The 17556-nt window shown below is 32.9% G+C and carries 14 protein-coding genes and 1 riboswitch; of the genes, 7 read left to right on the forward strand and 7 right to left on the reverse strand.

The window, feature by feature from the left end; all coding sequences use genetic code 11:
• Positions 1 to 2 precede the first annotated feature (2 nt).
• Together JG554_RS01560 and panE are read right to left on the reverse strand one after the other, a co-directional pair.
• A complete protein-coding gene (locus JG554_RS01560; RefSeq protein ID WP_070037220.1) occupies positions 3 to 821 on the reverse strand; it encodes an acyl-CoA thioesterase in 819 nt (272 codons plus the stop codon).
• 43 nt (positions 822 to 864) lie between these two features.
• Positions 865 to 1782, reverse strand: a complete 918-nt coding sequence (gene panE, locus JG554_RS01565; RefSeq protein WP_070037226.1) for a 2-dehydropantoate 2-reductase — start codon at positions 1780 to 1782, stop codon at positions 865 to 867.
• Between the two features lie 526 nt (positions 1783 to 2308).
• Between panE and JG554_RS01570 the strand changes: the two genes are divergently transcribed.
• Complete coding sequence (locus JG554_RS01570) at positions 2309 to 3160, forward strand: NAD-dependent epimerase/dehydratase family protein (RefSeq protein WP_070037228.1); 852 nt, start codon at positions 2309 to 2311, stop codon at positions 3158 to 3160.
• 479 nt (positions 3161 to 3639) lie between these two features.
• Here the strand turns inward: JG554_RS01570 and JG554_RS01575 are convergent, their stop codons facing one another.
• Positions 3640 to 4497: an ABC transporter substrate-binding protein gene (locus JG554_RS01575; protein WP_046206669.1), complete on the reverse strand. Its 858-nt coding sequence runs from the start codon at positions 4495 to 4497 to the stop codon at positions 3640 to 3642.
• A 383-nt stretch (positions 4498 to 4880) separates the two neighbouring features.
• Positions 4881 to 4990, forward strand: a riboswitch (SAM riboswitch).
• A 93-nt stretch (positions 4991 to 5083) separates the two neighbouring features.
• Between JG554_RS01575 and JG554_RS01580 the strand changes: the two genes are divergently transcribed.
• The 6 genes from JG554_RS01580 to JG554_RS01605 all read left to right on the forward strand — a co-directional run bounded on the left by JG554_RS01580 (position 5084) and on the right by JG554_RS01605 (position 12967).
• Complete coding sequence (locus tag JG554_RS01580; protein ID WP_064209198.1) at positions 5084 to 5899, forward strand: MetQ/NlpA family ABC transporter substrate-binding protein; 816 nt, start codon at positions 5084 to 5086, stop codon at positions 5897 to 5899.
• A gap of 52 nt (positions 5900 to 5951) precedes the next feature.
• The gene (locus JG554_RS01585; RefSeq protein ID WP_070037230.1) at positions 5952 to 6884 is read left to right on the forward strand and encodes a lactate/malate family dehydrogenase; all 933 of its coding nucleotides are present in this window, start codon (positions 5952 to 5954) and stop codon (positions 6882 to 6884) included.
• A 237-nt stretch (positions 6885 to 7121) separates the two neighbouring features.
• Positions 7122 to 8984, forward strand: a complete 1863-nt coding sequence (locus tag JG554_RS01590) for a BglG family transcription antiterminator (protein WP_070037233.1) — start codon at positions 7122 to 7124, stop codon at positions 8982 to 8984.
• A 78-nt stretch (positions 8985 to 9062) separates the two neighbouring features.
• A complete protein-coding gene (locus JG554_RS01595; protein ID WP_070037236.1) occupies positions 9063 to 11012 on the forward strand; it encodes a PTS fructose transporter subunit IIABC in 1950 nt (649 codons plus the stop codon).
• A gap of 16 nt (positions 11013 to 11028) precedes the next feature.
• On the forward strand, positions 11029 to 11964 hold the full coding sequence (gene manA, locus JG554_RS01600; protein WP_070037238.1) for a mannose-6-phosphate isomerase, class I: 936 nt from the start codon (positions 11029 to 11031) through the stop codon (positions 11962 to 11964).
• Between the two features lie 106 nt (positions 11965 to 12070).
• Entirely contained in the window at positions 12071 to 12967 is an 897-nt protein-coding gene (locus JG554_RS01605; RefSeq protein ID WP_064209203.1) for an ROK family protein, read from the forward strand.
• Positions 12968 to 13067: 100 nt separating this feature from the next.
• On the opposite strand, the gene JG554_RS01610 is transcribed toward JG554_RS01605, so the two are convergent.
• The 4 genes from JG554_RS01610 to JG554_RS01625 form a co-directional block, all read right to left on the reverse strand.
• Complete coding sequence (locus tag JG554_RS01610; protein WP_046206676.1) at positions 13068 to 13526, reverse strand: threonine/serine exporter family protein; 459 nt, start codon at positions 13524 to 13526, stop codon at positions 13068 to 13070.
• 11 nt (positions 13527 to 13537) lie between these two features.
• Positions 13538 to 14290: a threonine/serine exporter family protein gene (locus tag JG554_RS01615; protein ID WP_064209204.1), complete on the reverse strand. Its 753-nt coding sequence runs from the start codon at positions 14288 to 14290 to the stop codon at positions 13538 to 13540.
• A gap of 481 nt (positions 14291 to 14771) precedes the next feature.
• Positions 14772 to 16052, reverse strand: coding sequence for a homocysteine synthase (locus JG554_RS01620; RefSeq protein WP_064209205.1), 1281 nt, complete (start codon positions 16050 to 16052; stop codon positions 14772 to 14774).
• A 221-nt stretch (positions 16053 to 16273) separates the two neighbouring features.
• Complete coding sequence (locus tag JG554_RS01625; protein ID WP_046206679.1) at positions 16274 to 17518, reverse strand: MFS transporter; 1245 nt, start codon at positions 17516 to 17518, stop codon at positions 16274 to 16276.
• Between the last annotated feature and the right edge of the window lie 38 nt (positions 17519 to 17556).

Below are 17556 nucleotides of genomic sequence, written 5' to 3' on the forward strand. Positions count from 1 at the left end.
TTTTATTCTTTATAGTAAACAAGTTGTGTTGTCGTAGCTAATAACGATCCATCAGCACTCCAAATTTCGCCGGTTTGGTCATAAAAACCGTTATTAAAATTTTGTGCCCGTGTATGTCCTAACACATGATGATTATTGTGTTTTTCTAATGCTTCCGTGTCAGAATGAAAGTAAACAGTAAGAGAAACTGTACCTATTGGAACAACTTTTTCACGACGGACGTATATTCTTGGGAAAAAGGCGTCACACATTGAAGCAAGTGATAAATAATCTAGTGGTCTATTTGGCTTGTCTTTCATCCATTGTAATGTAACTGAATCTGCATGATTTGATTTTGTGTAAGCTCTAGGTGCACCTTTTACTATTTTAATATCATAGTGATTTACCCAGGGTGGGACTTCAGTTAATGATAAACTGTCTACACGTTCTGCATCTGGCACTTCTGGCTTGTTTAATTCGGTTGAAGACCATGTATCTCTTTTCTTTGCGGTAACTGCAGTCGCTGTGATAACTATTTCATGATGTTGGCACAGTTCAACATACCAATGTTGTGTAGAACGATTGGTTCTTGTAGGATTTGCCTTAATAATAAATGAGCCGTCTTTGACAGGTGCTGCGTAATTAACAGTAAATGAAACTGGGCTACCAAGACAGTCAGGATGTTCTATAATTGCTCGTAATAATGTTGATGCAATCACACCACCAAAAGGGCCAACCATATTGGCATAATCGTCAGAAGTATGTCCATGATAAACGCCAATTTCTTGTTGTTTTAGGCTTGTTGCGATATCAAAAGGGTGTGCGTACGTATTTAAGCTCATTGATATGCCTCCTTATAATTTTTAGCTAAGTTTTAAGAAGATTTTATTGAAGCATTTCTTTATAAACTTTGTGATTTTGATATGAAGCATAAAGCAATGGTGCGTTTAGTTGATGTTCTTCGGCTAAATTCAGTAAATAGCCTTGTAAGTGATCGGCTTCGATATTTAAGCCTTTTTCCATATCACGTTGCATTGATGTTTTGAAATGATATGAGAGCTTAGTAAGTCCTTTCATATACTGATCAACTATTGTATCGTCAATGGGCACTTGGTGACTTCTCATAATGGATGAAACTTCTTCATATAATGATTTGATAAAATCAGTGCCACCTTCACTATCACGTATTGGTCCGATTGGTGCATGCATCATCGTAGTTACACTTGATAATACTGTAATCATTAGATATTTTTGCCACATACCACGCATGATATCTGAAGTTAATATAAATTCAGATTTTGTATTAGCGAAAGTATCTTCTATTAATTTAGCTCTATCACTATTCGTACCATTTAATTCTCCAAAGAAAAGTTTATCGAAATCACTAGTTTGTACGACTTCACCAGTGGCATTCAATGAGGTTTCAATGATGCAATATCCACCCATGACTTTATTTTTACCAAAAACAGCTTGTAATTTTGGAATATGTGCAACACCGTTCAACAGTGGGATAATCACTGTGTGGTCCCCAACAAATGGTTTCAAGTCATCGATTGCTTGCTCAAGGTGATAGGATTTTGAAGATAGTAAAATTACATCAAATGGTTCTGCTTTGTCTTCTTTAGTAATCAATTGAGGGGTAAAACTATAATCACCGTTCTCACTATGGATGACTAAGCCGTTCCTTTCCAAATAAGATTTCCTTTTCGGTCTTACTAAAAAAGTGACATTTTTATGATTTTCTACTAAACGACCACCAAAATAGCCTCCAATTCCACCTGCTCCTAAGACTAAAATACGCATCTTAAACACTCCTTAATCTATGTAATGATTCATATTGTTATATATATATACCACTAAAAGTTCAAAGTTACGCATTGGAAATGAACAGAAAATTTAAAGGCATGCTCATTGCATAATATACAATAAATTTTAAATATCAAAGAACATCCTTCATATTTGAGAAATGAGACTTAATAATCTAAGCCAAAATATAAAAACATTAAATTTTTGATGATTATGTAATGGATTGGCTAAGTAGTTGCAAAAGCAAGTGATATATAACGTAATTCATTGTTTATTGTTAAATACGCTGTGGGTATATTTAATAAATGAAGCATGGAGTGAAAGTGGTGATTACTATATAGCAATTATTTGAAATGTAGAACCATGCTCATATCATTATTTTGATATTTATAATGAACATGACCTTTAAGATGTTACATAAGCTTTTGAAGGTCACGTGTATTATCATCTTTGAAAGTAGTATAAAATTTAGCCAAGAAAAATAAAAATGATTATAAAGTGTGAATCATGAAGGAGGATGATTATGACGAAAGTATTTGTAACTGGTGCTACAGGTCTTATTGGCACAAAACTGACAAAGCGTTTACTTGAAGAAGGCTATGAAGTAGCTGGATTAACAACATCTAAAAAGGGTGAGGAGAAACTAGTTAATGCAGGTATTCAAGCATATATCGGTAATATTTTAGAATACGAAACGATAGAACGCAGTATTGGTGATTTCAAACCAGACATTATCATGAATGAAATTACTGATTTAAAGCAAGTTGATATGTCAGCTAACACAAAAGTTAGAATTGAAGGTACAAAAAATCTTGTTGATGCAGCAATTCAGCACGGCGTGGAACATATCCAATCACAAAGCATTGCTTTCGCATATGAAGGCGGTAATGGGTTGGCAACTGAGGATACGCCTTTAGATTACGAATCTAGTGGAGATCGTAAAATTACAGTAGATGGCGTTGATGGATTAGAAAAAGAAACAGCTCGAATAAAAAATTATGTCATTTTGCGTTATGGGTTATTATATGGTCCAGGTACTTGGTATGGTAAAGACGGCATGATTTATAATCAATTTATGAATAATGAAATTTCAATCACAGATGGTGTTCAATCATTTATTCATATAGATGATGCAATTGAAACAGCAATTCAGGCTTTAAACTTTGATTCGGGTATTTATAATGTAGCAGATGATGATCCTGTAAATGGCAATGTTTGGGCTGACTGGTATGCAAACTTATTAAACGTCACACCTCATATTAATATAAAAGCTGCCGCACCCTATGAACGTGGTGTAAGTAATGAAAAGTTTAAAAGGCAAGGTGGTAAATTAACTTATAAAACATGGAAAGTTGGAATGAATCCAATAAACTAGATTTAGAAATTTATTAGAAAGTGGCATAAACATTGATGCGAGATATTATTAATGTATGTTTTTTATTGTAAAAAGCCTTAGCAGCATTATCGTTAAGGCTTTCTCAGATTTTTAATTAATTACATAATATTCAATAAAGCATAGTATTATGGTGTATATTAGTGGAGATAAAAATGTCTTTGAAATCAAAATATTAATGTTATTTACTATTTATACATCTGAATGGTAAAGCGAAACCGCCTATATTACCAATGATGGACAATATGCCGTTATTGAGGATAGCTTTACATTGTGCATTATTTACGATTGTCAACACAGCACATCTAAAAGAACCCGAAGCTTACTCTAGTAAGTTTCGGGTATAGTGTTTCAATGGCCCTACTTATTAAAATCTATAACAATCTTACCAAATGCACCTTTCATCATTTATAACTAATTTTAAAAAACGAGTAAACTGATAATACAATTATAAAGATACATTATTCTTTAAGATTAGCTAAAGTTTTTGCAATATCTTCAGAGGCAAATAAGCCACGCAGTTTTGACCATTCATCTCTATTTACGAAATGAACATTATTATTTTTTACAGCATCAAGTTGGTCCCATTGATTACTGTTTTGTAATTTGTTTAAATCTTCATCATTATTTTCATCAATCATTATAATTAATCTTTCTGGATTAACCTCAACAAGCTGTTCGTATGACATTTCTAAATAATTTGATTCTCTGTATGCAGGTAGTTTATCCGCAATGTTTTCACTAAGTGCATTATTGAAACCTAATTTACTTAGAAGTTCACCTACATACGTTTTGTTAGAATGTGCAGTTATACCTTGTTCAGAAACTACAGCCGCCAATGTTTCTTTGTTTTTATCTATATCAATTTGCTTGTTGAAATCATTGATTAATTCATTGTGTTTGTCTAAGCGCTCTTTAGCCTCTTTAGATTTATTAACTGCTGTACCAATACGTTGGAATATTTCTAAAGTTTCTTGATAGCCAGCATCAAAACTTCTAAATAAAATAGTAGGTGCAATCTCACTTAATTCATTATATATATCTTGATGACGATCAACATCTCCAATGATAAGTTGCGGAGAGGCAGAACGAATTGATTCAAAATCTGGATCAATACGAGTGCCAACAGATCTATATTTACCAACTGCTTCTTTAATTGGTGATATTAAATTTGTGCTATCATTATCATCAGCAATGCCTTTAACATCTATATTTAAAGCAACGAATGCATCGACAAAAGAAAATTCTAAAGCTACTGCTGAATGAATATCTTCTGGTAAATCAGTCGTTCCTAAATCATGTTTAAATTCAAAAGTCATTGTATTACCTCCTAATAGATAGTACAGTATTAATATTCCACTTAACTGTTATACAAAACGTAATAGAAATCTATATTTTCAAATGCCAACAATGATTATAAACGAATGTTTTATATTTTAGAAAACCCACACAATATTGGTGGTTTCATATACGGACATCATTATGTTTATTTGAAAATAGAAGTAAAACCATTATGTAAACTAACAAATTAAATAATTAAGATGTGAGTGCATTGCCGGTTCATAGTGTAAATATATTCGTTTCACATGGAACAATTTTATTAACATTAGATTAATCAATAATTAATTAGAATTTTCTAAAATTTATTGACTATACATGAGTGGAATGCTAGGATTAATACAACTCAAATACATAGGATTGACTCTTATTTAGAGAGGTGGAGGGATGTGCCCGATGAAACCCGGCAACCATCGTTAAACGAAATGGTGCTAATTCACAGAAAGTAATCTTGATTACTTTCAAAGATAAGAGAAGGTGGATACTTTCTCTTTATTACAATAAGAGAAAGTATTTTTTTACATAATGAGTGAATTTTATTTTCAGATAAGGTTAAGGAGAGATGTTATGAAAAAGTTGATTAGTTTAACAATTTTAGTATGTTTTGCTGCAATACTCGTAGCTTGTGGTTCGTCCAAAGATAAAGAAAATAAAAAAATCACGATTGCTACATCACCAGCACCTCATGGCGAAGTTTTAAAACATGCGAAAGATGAAATGAAGAAAAAGGGGTATGATTTAGAAATCAAAGTTGTTAATGACTACAAAGTACCTAATAAACTTTTAGACAAAGGTGATGTTGATGCAAACTTCTTTCAACATGTACCTTATTTAAAGGCTGAAAGAGATGACCATAATTATAATATTGAGGAAGTAGGAAAAGTATTTACGACACCAATGGGCGTATACAGTAAAAAATATAAAGACATCAAAGACATTCCTAAAGGCTCTACAATCTACGTTTCCAATAATCCAGCTGAAGAAGGGCGTTTCTTATCATTTTTCGTAGATAAAGGATTAATAAAAATTAAAAAAGGTGTCAAAATTGAAGATGCCAAATTTGAAGATATCGTGGAAAATAAAAAGAATCTCAAATTTAACAATAAGCAGGGTGCAGAATTTTTACCTAAAACATATAAAAGTAAAGAAGGCGCAGCTGTAATCATGAATTCTAATTATGCGATAGATAATGGTTTAACGCCACACAAAGATGCTATTGCAATAGAAGGTAAATCATCACCATTTGCTAACATTATTGCAGTTCAAAAAGGCCATAAAGATGATGAAAAGTATCAAACTCTATTAAAAGTTTTACAATCTGAAGATATGAAAAAGTTCATAAAAAAAGAATATAATGAAGATGTTATACCGTATGAAAAATAAAAACATTAATTTATGATATAGGTTTTAACAAACAGAGGAGGTATGGTTACACATGTCTAAGTTAGGAATTGTCGGACTTGGTAGAGTGGGCAGCCAAGTATTGACAGACGTTCAATATTTGAATTTATTTTCAGAAATTGTATTAATTGATAGCAAAGAAGAAATTGCAAGCGGTGAGGCGCTTGATCATAATCATTCGCAAGGATTGTTTAATACAAGTCATGTGCGAATTAAAGCTGGCGCATATCAAGATTTAGCTGATGCAGATTTTATAGTAATTGCCGCAAGTATACAAACGGATAAAAACGATGGTGATCGTACACTATTGGCACAAGATAATCATGATATTATAAAAAATGTTATGAAACAAATTGCTGAAGTAACGCAAGAAGCTATTATTATTTTAATTTCTAACCCAGTGGATTCGATGGTATATTTTGCTAATCAAGTCAATTATCCAACTCATAAAATCATTGGAACGGGTACAGCATTGGAAAGCTCAAGGTTCAAAACCATTATCGCTCAGCATTACCAAATTGATCCTAAAAATGTTGAAGCTTTTGTTATTGGTGAACATGGTCAGTATGCAGTGCCTGTATGGAGCAAAGTGCGCATTCATGGTATGGAACTATCAGAGTATGAAGCTTTAAGTCAATCACCAGTAATTGATAAAGCACATATTACATCAATTATCAATGAAGTATCAATGGATGTTTTTTATCAAAAAGGATGGACCAATGCAGCGATTTCCAGGGTGACTACTACATTGATACAAGCGATTGCTTTGAATCAACGCACAATTATGCCACTAACATCAATCAGTCAGGAATACGGGCTAGATGACGGGGCGTATAGTTTGCCGACATTAATTGATCAGCATGGTATTGTACAAAGATATCCTATCACATTGGATGAACAAGAAGAACAGCAGCTCGTTGAAGCATATCAATATATCAGACAAACAATTCATATAGCACAAAATTAAGTTCATTTAATATAGAGTGAGAAACATAAGTATCACATAGCATAAAAAATGGCGATTTCTAGATTTTATATAGAAATTGCCACTTTTTTATTTTGTACTCATATTTTTGTTTCATCATTATGTCAGAAGTATCATAGTGTGACTGCTTGCTTTAATATGAAGGTATGGATACAATGTATTTAAATATTAATATTGAATTTAATAAAAAATTAAACGATTAGAAAGCGCGGTGCAATCATGTTGATAAGACATGCTAAACTCATTAGGTTATTGTTGAACAACAGTAATCATTACCTAAGCGCAGATGAAATAGCTAATTATTTAAGTGTTTCCAATAGAACAGTGAGAAATGATATACAATACATTAATGGTGAAATTATAAATCGCTTGATTACAAGTGTTAAAGGGAAAGGATATAAACTCAATCATGACCATTATGATGAGACAGAATTAGAGACATTGATACATTCGTATTTAACAAAAGAAAATGAAAAGTTAATGAAAATTGGATATGAATTATTAATGTATCAGAAACCCACTACCATTGATCAAATAGAATCAGCATTTATGGTAACGAAAGCAGAAGCTAATGATTATATAAATAGAATAAAGGCTTGGTGTGCATCATTTGATATTAACGTTGAGGTCATTAAGAAAAAAGGTGTTACCATAACTGGTAATGAAATGAATATAAGGAATGCGATATTACATTTAAATCAATTGTCTAATAATGAAAAGACGGTAGAGGGTTTGATACTTAATGAAATACCTCAAGCGCACATCAAAACCATATGTCATATTATTAAAAACAGATTAGCACAACATTATATTTTTACTTCTGATATGCGTATTCAACAATTACTCATTCATTTAGTCATTATTATAAAAAGGGAAAAGATAAGTGAAGATTCATGGGTGATAAATGAAGAGGCTGAAGAAATAGCGATGCAGTGTATAGAAGATATCAACCATAAATTAGCTTATGGATTATCGAAAGATACAGCTAAGTTATTTTCATTTTTCATTAGTTATTACTTTAATAAATATGATTTGGGTATAGAAACCTTTTTTGTTGAAAGCTATGTAGCGCGCATGATTCATCAAATGGAAAAAATAGTTGGTATCAATTTTACTCAAGACAATATTTTACGTGAAAACATTCAAGTACATTTTAGCAGAGCGTATTTGCGTATCGCTAAAAATGTATATATCAATAATCCATTAACGGATGAGATCAAAAAATACTATCCTTTTGTTTTTAATGCATTGTATGAAACTGTAAAATACTTGGCTAAAGATTCAAATTTAAGCTTAGTAGAAGATGAAATTGCTTTTTTAGCATTACATTTTCAATCATCTATTGATCGTAATAAAAAAGACGAAGTTAACATTGTGATAACCTGTTATTATGGTTTAGGAATATCTAGTTTGTTGGAAGTGAAAATTGCGAATCTAGATAGTCATATAAATATTGTTGATACTTTAAAATTAGAGAGACTGTCTCATTACAATTTTTCAAATGTTGATATGTTGATTACCACGCATCCCATTGACACTGCTGATTTACCAGATACATTACACGTGATAGAGGTATCCCCTTTGCTTTCGGATAATGATATAAATCACATTAAATCATTTATCAATAATAAAAGAAACCCTGTGTTGAAACAGGATGAAATATCTGCAATTCAATTTGATGTTCAAGCGATGACAGATGAGGAAACTGCAACCCATGTTTTTGAAAACGCACAGTCAATGCTGATGAAACACCATGCTATTACGGAAAGTTATATGAAGAGTGCATTGGAACGTGAAAAATTTGCTTCAACATATATAGGGAATGGTATTAGTATGCCACATGGTGATCCTGCGAAAGTGTTGCGTTCACATGTTATTATATTTAAATGCCCTCATGGCTTACTATGGAAACAAAATAAAGTTAAATTAGTGTTCTTTTTAGCCATCGCAAATTCTGATACCTCAGCAATGAAGAAAATCATACATGTGATAGCTGGATTAAACGAGTATGATGTCGATCAACTTATGACTATGGATGCACAACATCTAAAACAGTATATGATTAAACTCATCAAAACATAATTGCCGTTGATAACGGCAATTATGTTTTTTTATCAATATTAGAAAGCGTTTACAATTGAATGTGAGGAGGATGAAATGATGAAAATATTAGCGATTACATCGTGCCCAAATGGTATAGCGCATACATATATGGCACAAGAAAAGTTAGAACAAGCTGCTCAAGAAATGGGCGTCAATATAAAAGTAGAAACTCAAGGTGGTGTAGGGGCAGAAAATGTTTTAACATCAAAAGAAATTAAAGAAGCGGATGGCATTATCATTGCAGCCGATAGACAAGTAGATTTGTCACGTTTTGATGGGAAATTAATTATAAATGAAAGTGTTCGTGAAGGCATTCATAAACCAAAAGAATTAATTCAACGTATCATTGATAAAGACGGACATATTCATCATGATCGTAATGGGGATACGAATCAAAAAGATGATGATCAAGAGCAAAAAAGTGGGATGCAAATGGTCTATCAACATTTAATGAATGGTGTATCATTTATGGTACCTTTCATTGTAGTTGGTGGATTATTGATGGCTATTGCTCTAACTTTAGGTGGTGAGGCTTCATCAAAAGGTTTAGTTATACCAGATGATTCTTTTTGGAAATCAATTGAAAATATTGGTTCTCTAGCATTTAGTTTTATGGTTCCAATATTGGCTGGGTATATTGCAGTGAGTATTGCAGATAAACCTGGTTTGGTACCTGGTATGATTGGAGGCGCAATCGCAGCTGACGGTAGCTTTTATGGTAGTGATGCAGGTGCTGGGTTTTTAGGTGGTATTGTTGCAGGATTTATCGCAGGTTATATTGCAAAATGGATAAAAAATATTAAAGTACCTAAAGCGATGGCACCTATTATGCCAATCATTATTATTCCAATCATCTCTTCATTGATTGTAGGATTAATTTTTATCTTCTTGATTGGCGCACCAATTGCGAGTATTTTTGAAGGTTTAACAACTTGGTTAAAGAGTATGCAAGGGACAAATATTATTATTTTAGCATTAATAGTTGGTGCTATGATTGCTTTTGATATGGGTGGACCAGTAAACAAAGTAGCATTTTTATTTGGTTCAGCATTAATCGCGGAGGGTAACTATGCTGTTATGGGAATGGTTGCAGTTGCAGTATGTACACCTCCTATTGGTTTAGGATTGGCTACATTTATCAATAAACGTAAGTTTAATAAAGGTGAAATTGAAATGGGCAAAGCATCATTTACCATGGGATTGTTCGGTATTACGGAAGGTGCTATACCATTTGCTGCACAAGATCCGTTTAGAATTATACCATCTAATATGATTGGTGCGATGGTAGCTGCCGTTATTGCTGCAATTGGTGGTGTAGGTGACAGAGTTGCACACGGAGGCCCAATAGTTGCAGTGCTAGGCGGAATTGATCAAATATTGTGGTTTTTTATTGCAGTAATCATTGGTAGTATCGTTACAATGAGTGTGGTTTTAATTTTAAGAAGACAAACGCCATCACTTGCAGTTGATACGAATAATATTGAAATGGGTATGGATCAATCAGAAAATGAGATAGAAACAGAAAAAAATAATGTTTCAACGATGGATAATCAAGCATTAGAAGAACAAAGTGTATTTAGTGAACAAGTTATTCATATTTCAAAACAAACTTTATCTAGAGATGAAGCAATAGATCAGTTAATAGAAAATTTAAATGAACAAGGGTATATTACAGATCAATCACAATTAAAATCCGATGTCTTAAAGAGAGAGATGGAATCAACGACAGCGATTGGAATGAACGTAGCCATTCCTCATGCAAAATCGGATGCGGTTAAAGCACCTATCGTAGCAGTCATGAATAATAAGCACGGCGTGAAATGGGAAAGTTTAGATGGAACGTTACCTCAATTGATATTCTTAATTACTGTACCAAGTGATAGCAGTGACACACATCTCAAATTATTACAAAGATTATCAAGAACATTGATGGATGATGAAACTAGGCAAAATTTAATAAATGCAACAAATAGTAAGCAGATTTATAATATATTAAAAGATATTTAAATGGAGGTATCATGCAATGCCATTATTTTTAAAACCTGTATTTCAAGAACGGATATGGGGTGGAACAGCTCTAAAAACATTTAATTATGATATTCCAAGTGATTATACAGGAGAATGTTGGGCGATTTCGGCGCATCCAAATGGTACAAATACAATAGAAAATGGAAGGCATCAAGGTAAAACTTTAGAAGAAGTGTGGAATGAGGATAAAGCACTTTTTGGTGTTTCAGGTGATGTTAAATTTCCATTGCTAACTAAAATTTTAGATGCAAAAGATAAATTATCAGTACAAGTCCATCCAGATAATGACTATGCCCAAAAGTATGAGGGTGAATACGGTAAAACAGAGTGTTGGTATATATTAGACGCACAAGAAGATGCTGAAATTATTTACGGTGTAAACGCTGAAAATCAAGATGAACTGAATGATATGATAGATCAACAACAATTTGATAAGTTATTTCATAAAGTTAAAGTGAAGGCGGGAGATTTTTTCTATGTGCCTGCTGGTACAGTACATGCTATCGGAGAAGGTATTTTAATATTAGAAACACAACAATCTTCCGATACAACATACAGAATCTATGATTATGAGCGCACTGACAACAAAGGTAACCAACGTGAACTACATTTAGCGCAGAGTAAAGCTGTGATTAATCTTGCTGCGACTTCGCCCAATACAACACCCAAACACGAGGTGAGACAAGGGCAAACATATACGCAATTTGTTTCAAATGATTTCTTCACGGTCGAACGCTGGATGATCAATGGTGCATTAAATTATGAAAAACCAAGCGCATATTGTCTTGTATCCATAGTTAAGGGTAATGGTAATGTAGAAACGAATGATGAAGTTTATAAAATAGAAAAAGGAACACATTTTATATTAACGACAGAAGATAAAAACATAGCATTTAACGGTGATATGACAATGATTATAAGTTATGTATAATGTTTAAGAGGTGAGGGCATGGATTTGCGTTAAGGCAGATTCATTTAACCTACACCTCTTTTTATCCAAAATTGAAGTAATAATATGAGTGATGAGGTGTATGGATATGCTTAAAATTTGCGCAGATATAGGTGGCACGAAAACCATTGTAGGGGTTATAGACCAAGACTTATCAGTGATTGACAGTCAAAAATTCGAGACAGATGTAGATCATCCGGAAGCAGAATTTACAAAAATTATTAATATAGCAAATGAATTCAGCAAAAAATATAATAATGTAGCGCAAAGTACATTGAATATCGCGATGCCAGGACCTTGTGATTATACTGAAGGATTGTTTTTGAATCCTCCTAATTTACAGAAATATGTAGGCTTTAATGCTGGTGATTTTATAAAGGCGCAAAGTGCATTTCAACCACATTTTGTAAATGATACTGATGCAGCGATATTAGCGGAATATCAATATTTAAATTCAGATGTAGAAGATGTCATATACTTAACAATTAGCACAGGTATTGGTATGGCATATATAAGAAATGGTCAACTCGTTACTGGCATTGATGGTAATTTTGGAGAAATTGGTCATACTATCATAAAAAATAATAGCGATTATCAATGTCCGGTGTGTCACCAATTTGGATGTGTTGAAAATGAACTGTCAGGTTTAGCGATCAGTCGTAAAGCGAGTGATATTTTACAAAAAGTGGTGAGTACTAGAGAAGCAATCGACATCTACATGAATAATGACAATGAAAATATCAGTCGTATGATGAATGAAGTAGTGTTACTAACACAACAACTATGTACGAATTTATTTAATATCTTTAATGTATATCATATTATTCTTGGTGGTGGTGTTACACAAAGTGCATTACCATATAAAGCAAACATTGAAGCGTATGCGCAAAAGCACCATTTGATTCAAAACAAACCATTTCATATTAAAGTAAGTAATTTGGCAGAAAATGTGCTTACTGGTCTTTATTATGTAAATGAACAATAAAAATAGTTTGCACATTCATAAAGATAGCGAGCATCTGAAATGATTTAATGGAAATTTCAGATGCTCGCTATTTTTTGATGTCTAAAATGCTTAAGTTGATTTATAGTCTGTTGCGCTTAATCAAAATATATTTTCTTATGTTTAATGTTTTAGATAGTTGGTCAGAAAGTAATAATCCTAATGCAATTGAACCTGCAATTAAAATCGCTCGTATAAAGGTATTGGTTGCATCTGTGAAATTTAAAGTCACCAATTGCTGTGTCGCTCTAAAAGCAATACTACCTGGGACAAGTGGAATGATGCCAGGAATCATAAAAAGTACAACGGGCGCTTTGAAAATACGACTCATAATATGGGCAAGCAAACCTAATGTTAAACTACCAAGCAAGCTAGAATATATACTATCCATTTCAAATGATTGTTCTAAAATGTAGCTGACAAAATAGCCCATTGAGCCAGCAAACCCAGCTGGAAAAAATAATTTTTTAGGGGCATCGTAAATCACATTAAAAAAGTATGATGCGCTAAAGCTACATAAAAAAGTAAATAAAATTGTCATTATGTGACCTCCTAAAAAATTAAGTAAGCAATCGCAATACCTGAACCAATTGCGAAGGCAATGACGAGTGCTTCTAAAAATTTTGCTGTAAACATTAACATGTGTCTACTAAATAAATCTTGTATCGCAGTCGTTATTAGTACACCAGGTACAATTGGCATAACGGAGGCAATCATAGCTGGTCCGAAAGATTGATTGACTTGAAACAGTTCTGAACCAAATATAACGGTCGTACCCAAGATAAATGAACCTACAAATTCAGGTATAAACATGGTGAGTGATTTACTTTGCATATACTCAACGATTAAAAATCCTATAGCACCAGCAATAATTGTAGTAATTGCATCAGACCAAGTACCGCCTTGTAAGTATAAAAAACTTAACGATATAATACCTGCCGCAATCACTTTTTTCCATAGTGGAATACTTAAATTGGATCTATCAATATTTTTCAGCGCTTCAAAAGCTTCTTCTATAGCAAGTTGATTGTCTGTAAGTTTACGGGAAATATTATTGACTTGAAATATTTTAAGTAAATTAGTACTGTTTTTATCAATACGCAAAATTCGAGTATCGTGTTCTTCACTTAATGAAAAATTGATAAATACATTAATGACATATCCTTGGCTATTATAATAACCCATACAAATGGCGATTCGTCTCATTGTATCTTCAACACGAGAAACCTCAGCGCCAGATGACAATAAAATTTTACCAGCAAGTAATATCACATTCATCGTAACTTTATCTTTGTAGTTATCCAAAAGCGTACCTCCGACTTGATAAATAATTATCATTATTATCCCAATATTATTATGTAATTTCAAAAAGAATTTACTAAATGTAAAAAGCATAAACAATATGCATTGCTGACGTTAGCCTTCGGGTTGTCTGCGGTTACGTTGCGAGGTGTCTTAAGTAATGATTAGACGTTATCGTTTCAGCAAAATGAAATTTAAAGGTTTTAAAAAGTTAAATCAATAAAATTCAAGTATAAAAACATGTCTTATTTTTATCGATGCGACGTCTACATAGACAATTAGATATTATACTGCTGATAAAAGTTAATTGTTTCAGCCTTTAACATTTAATTAGCAATTAAAGTCCCACTTCTCAAATGATTTGAGTCAGTGGGACTTAATGTAAGCTTGTTCGCTCAAGTTTTAGCCATTCTATTGCAGACCGTCATAATCATTTTGAATGAATTAGATTTTTATCAAATGACTTAAAGACATGCAGACGTTTTTATAATATTTGTAAGCCTTGTTCAAGATCTGAAATAATATCATCAATATTTTCAGTACCAATTGATAATCTTACTAATTCTGGTAAGACACCAGATGATTGTTGTTCTTCAGGTGAAAGTTGTAAATGAGTCGTACTAGCTGGATGAATAACTAATGATTTTGAATCGCCTACATTTGCTAAATGTGAGAATAAATTTAAAGATTCAACAAATTTGGCAATATCTTCAACTGAACCATCCACACCAAAGGTTAAAATTGCGCCTTGGCCATTAGGTAAATATTTTTTAGCAAGATTATGATATGCATTACTTTCCAAGCCAGGATAATTCACCCAAGAAACTTTAGGATGTTCTTCAAGAAACTGTGCGACTTTAAGTGCATTTTCTGAATGTCGTTCTAAACGAAGATGTAACGTTTCTAAGCCAATTAGAAATTCATGTACATTAAACGGTGAAACAGCAGAACCAAGATCACGTAATAATTGTACGCGTGCTTTTGTAATATAAGCAGCTTCGCCTACATCATTTGCATATGAAACACCATGATAACTTGGATCCGGTTCGACTAAACCAGGGAACTTTCCATTATCCCAATTAAATTTACCACTATCGACGATGATGCCACCAATGGAAGTCCCATGGCCTCCTATAAATTTTGTGGCTGAGTGTATCACAATATCAGCGCCATACTCAAATGGGCGTAATAAATACGGAGTTGGGAAAGTGTTATCAACAATTAAAGGTATCTCGTGGTCATGCGCAATATGAGCAACTTTTTCAATATCTAAGACGTCTATTCTAGGATTACCAATTGTTTCGGCATAAACTGCTTTGGTTTTATCCGTTAAGGCTGCTTTGAAATTTTCGGGATTACTTGGATCCACAAAGTGTACTTTAATACCTAGTTTTTTGAAAGTGACATTAAATAAGTTGTAGGTACCACCATAAAGATTTGAAGATGCTACAATTTCATCACCGCTTTCAACAATATTTAATAAAGCTAAGTGAATTGCAGCTTGTCCAGAAGATGTGGCTAGGGCACCGACACCACCTTCAAGTGCAGCAATGCGTTCTTCAAAAACGTTTTGTGTAGGATTCATAATTCTGGTGTAAATGTTTCCGGGTTCTTCTAGTGAAAAAAGTTTTCTTGCGTGTTCTGTATCATCGAACACGTAACTTGAGGTCTGATAAATCGGTACTGCTCGTGATTTTGAGAATGCGTCTACCTCTTGACCCGCATGAATCGATAAAGTATCTAAATGCCAATGATTTTGAGACATACATTGTCCCTCCTATATATTTGAATTTTCTGATAATTATTACTATACAAGAGCACTTTTTTAATTTCAAGTATCCTTACTAAGAAAGTAAGGATTAATTTTATGTTTATAACAATAATATGTCCCCACGAATATTAATATGTAACAATATTCATGGGGAACTTTATAGGCAAAATCTGTTCATTCGATTAGGATCATTATTTCCTAGGCAATTTTATATATTAGTAATGTTGATCATGCGCATATTGATCGTGTGTATCATCCATATTTTCATGATTTAAAACTTCAGCGTTTTGCTGTTGTAGCTGACTGTAATCTCCTTCTGGTAATTTGCTCTCGAGAGCTTCAACTTTAGGATAAATAAATAGGGGAATAAAACCAATTAAACCGTATATCATAAATGTAAACATAAAATTAAACGTATCTATAAATAATCCTGCAAAAGTAGATCCAATCACTTGTCCAATAGCCAACATTAAGAAGGGTATGCCTATACCTAAAGAGGCATTTTTAACAAATATTTTAATTCCCCAAACTAAAAGTACGCCAGTTAAGAATATATAACTCATACCAAATAGTGCAGCAGATACAAAGGGAATAATCCAAATTTTGGGTGTGAAAGCAAGGGCGATTGTTGCGATGGCAAGTGCTATAACACCTAAATTAAATGCATAACGAAGTCCGCGTTTATCAATAATTGCACCTGATATGCCACCTATCATGCCGAATAATCCTATCAAAATCCAAAAGAGTGAAAGTGCAATATCAGAATAATTACCAGTATTTTGAACAAATGATTTGGAAAATGTCCAAAAGGTTGCAGTAGATACACCTAATAATATAGAAGCAGTCGTGATACGTGTACTAGCTGAAATATCACGAATGTTAAATGAACCTGTATGAATTTTAATATTTTGCTTTAATGATGGAATGATGAGATAGTTCCAAAGTAAAACGATAAGTGCCAATATCGCATAGATAAAATAAGTTTGTCGCCAATCTATAAAAGTGAACATGGCTGTTATACCCGTAAACATAAGGCCAATACTTGTGCCAGAATTAATCCAAGTATTTGCTTTTCCTTGTTCATGCACTTTAATCCATAAAGAAATGGTGTAGCCATATGGAGGTGAAATGAGTCCAGTACTCGCACCGGCAAAGATGACACCGATAGATAAAACGATTGCGCTTGTTGAAATGCCTATCCCTAATAAACCTATTAGTACAGAGATTCCTGCTAATATAATCATACGTTTAGGGCCAATTTTATCAGTTTGTAATGTTGAAAAGATAATTGTAAAACAATAGGATAAATAAAATAATGAGGAAATAATCCCTGATTGTGATGCAGATAAATGTAAATCAGTGGTTACTTCAGGTAAAAACAAACCAAAACTAAAACGTCCTAAACCATAGGTTGTTGCTATCATAGCTATACCAGGAAATACAAGTTTAGAAAATTTCACTATAAATTTCTCCTTTAGTAGATAGAATGTTCATTCTA

It is taken from the genome of Staphylococcus sp. 11-B-312, assembly GCF_016743055.1.
GTDB classification, from domain to species: Bacteria; Bacillota; Bacilli; order Staphylococcales; family Staphylococcaceae; genus Staphylococcus; species Staphylococcus ureilyticus.

What these genes read in the sequence shown, in the direction of transcription:
- JG554_RS01560 (WP_070037220.1), bottom strand. Translation starts at nt 821, where the DNA reads ATGAGCTTAAATACGTACGCACACCCTTTTGATATCGCAACAAGCCTA.
- panE (WP_070037226.1), bottom strand. Translation starts at nt 1,782, where the DNA reads ATGCGTATTTTAGTCTTAGGAGCAGGTGGAATTGGAGGCTATTTTGGT.
- JG554_RS01570 (WP_070037228.1), top strand. Translation starts at nt 2,309, where the DNA reads ATGACGAAAGTATTTGTAACTGGTGCTACAGGTCTTATTGGCACAAAA.
- JG554_RS01575 (WP_046206669.1), bottom strand. Translation starts at nt 4,497, where the DNA reads ATGACTTTTGAATTTAAACATGATTTAGGAACGACTGATTTACCAGAA.
- JG554_RS01580 (WP_064209198.1), top strand. Translation starts at nt 5,084, where the DNA reads ATGAAAAAGTTGATTAGTTTAACAATTTTAGTATGTTTTGCTGCAATA.
- JG554_RS01585 (WP_070037230.1), top strand. Translation starts at nt 5,952, where the DNA reads ATGTCTAAGTTAGGAATTGTCGGACTTGGTAGAGTGGGCAGCCAAGTA.
- JG554_RS01590 (WP_070037233.1), top strand. Translation starts at nt 7,122, where the DNA reads ATGTTGATAAGACATGCTAAACTCATTAGGTTATTGTTGAACAACAGT.
- JG554_RS01595 (WP_070037236.1), top strand. Translation starts at nt 9,063, where the DNA reads ATGAAAATATTAGCGATTACATCGTGCCCAAATGGTATAGCGCATACA.
- manA (WP_070037238.1), top strand. Translation starts at nt 11,029, where the DNA reads ATGCCATTATTTTTAAAACCTGTATTTCAAGAACGGATATGGGGTGGA.
- JG554_RS01605 (WP_064209203.1), top strand. Translation starts at nt 12,071, where the DNA reads ATGCTTAAAATTTGCGCAGATATAGGTGGCACGAAAACCATTGTAGGG.
- JG554_RS01610 (WP_046206676.1), bottom strand. Translation starts at nt 13,526, where the DNA reads ATGACAATTTTATTTACTTTTTTATGTAGCTTTAGCGCATCATACTTT.
- JG554_RS01620 (WP_064209205.1), bottom strand. Translation starts at nt 16,052, where the DNA reads ATGTCTCAAAATCATTGGCATTTAGATACTTTATCGATTCATGCGGGT.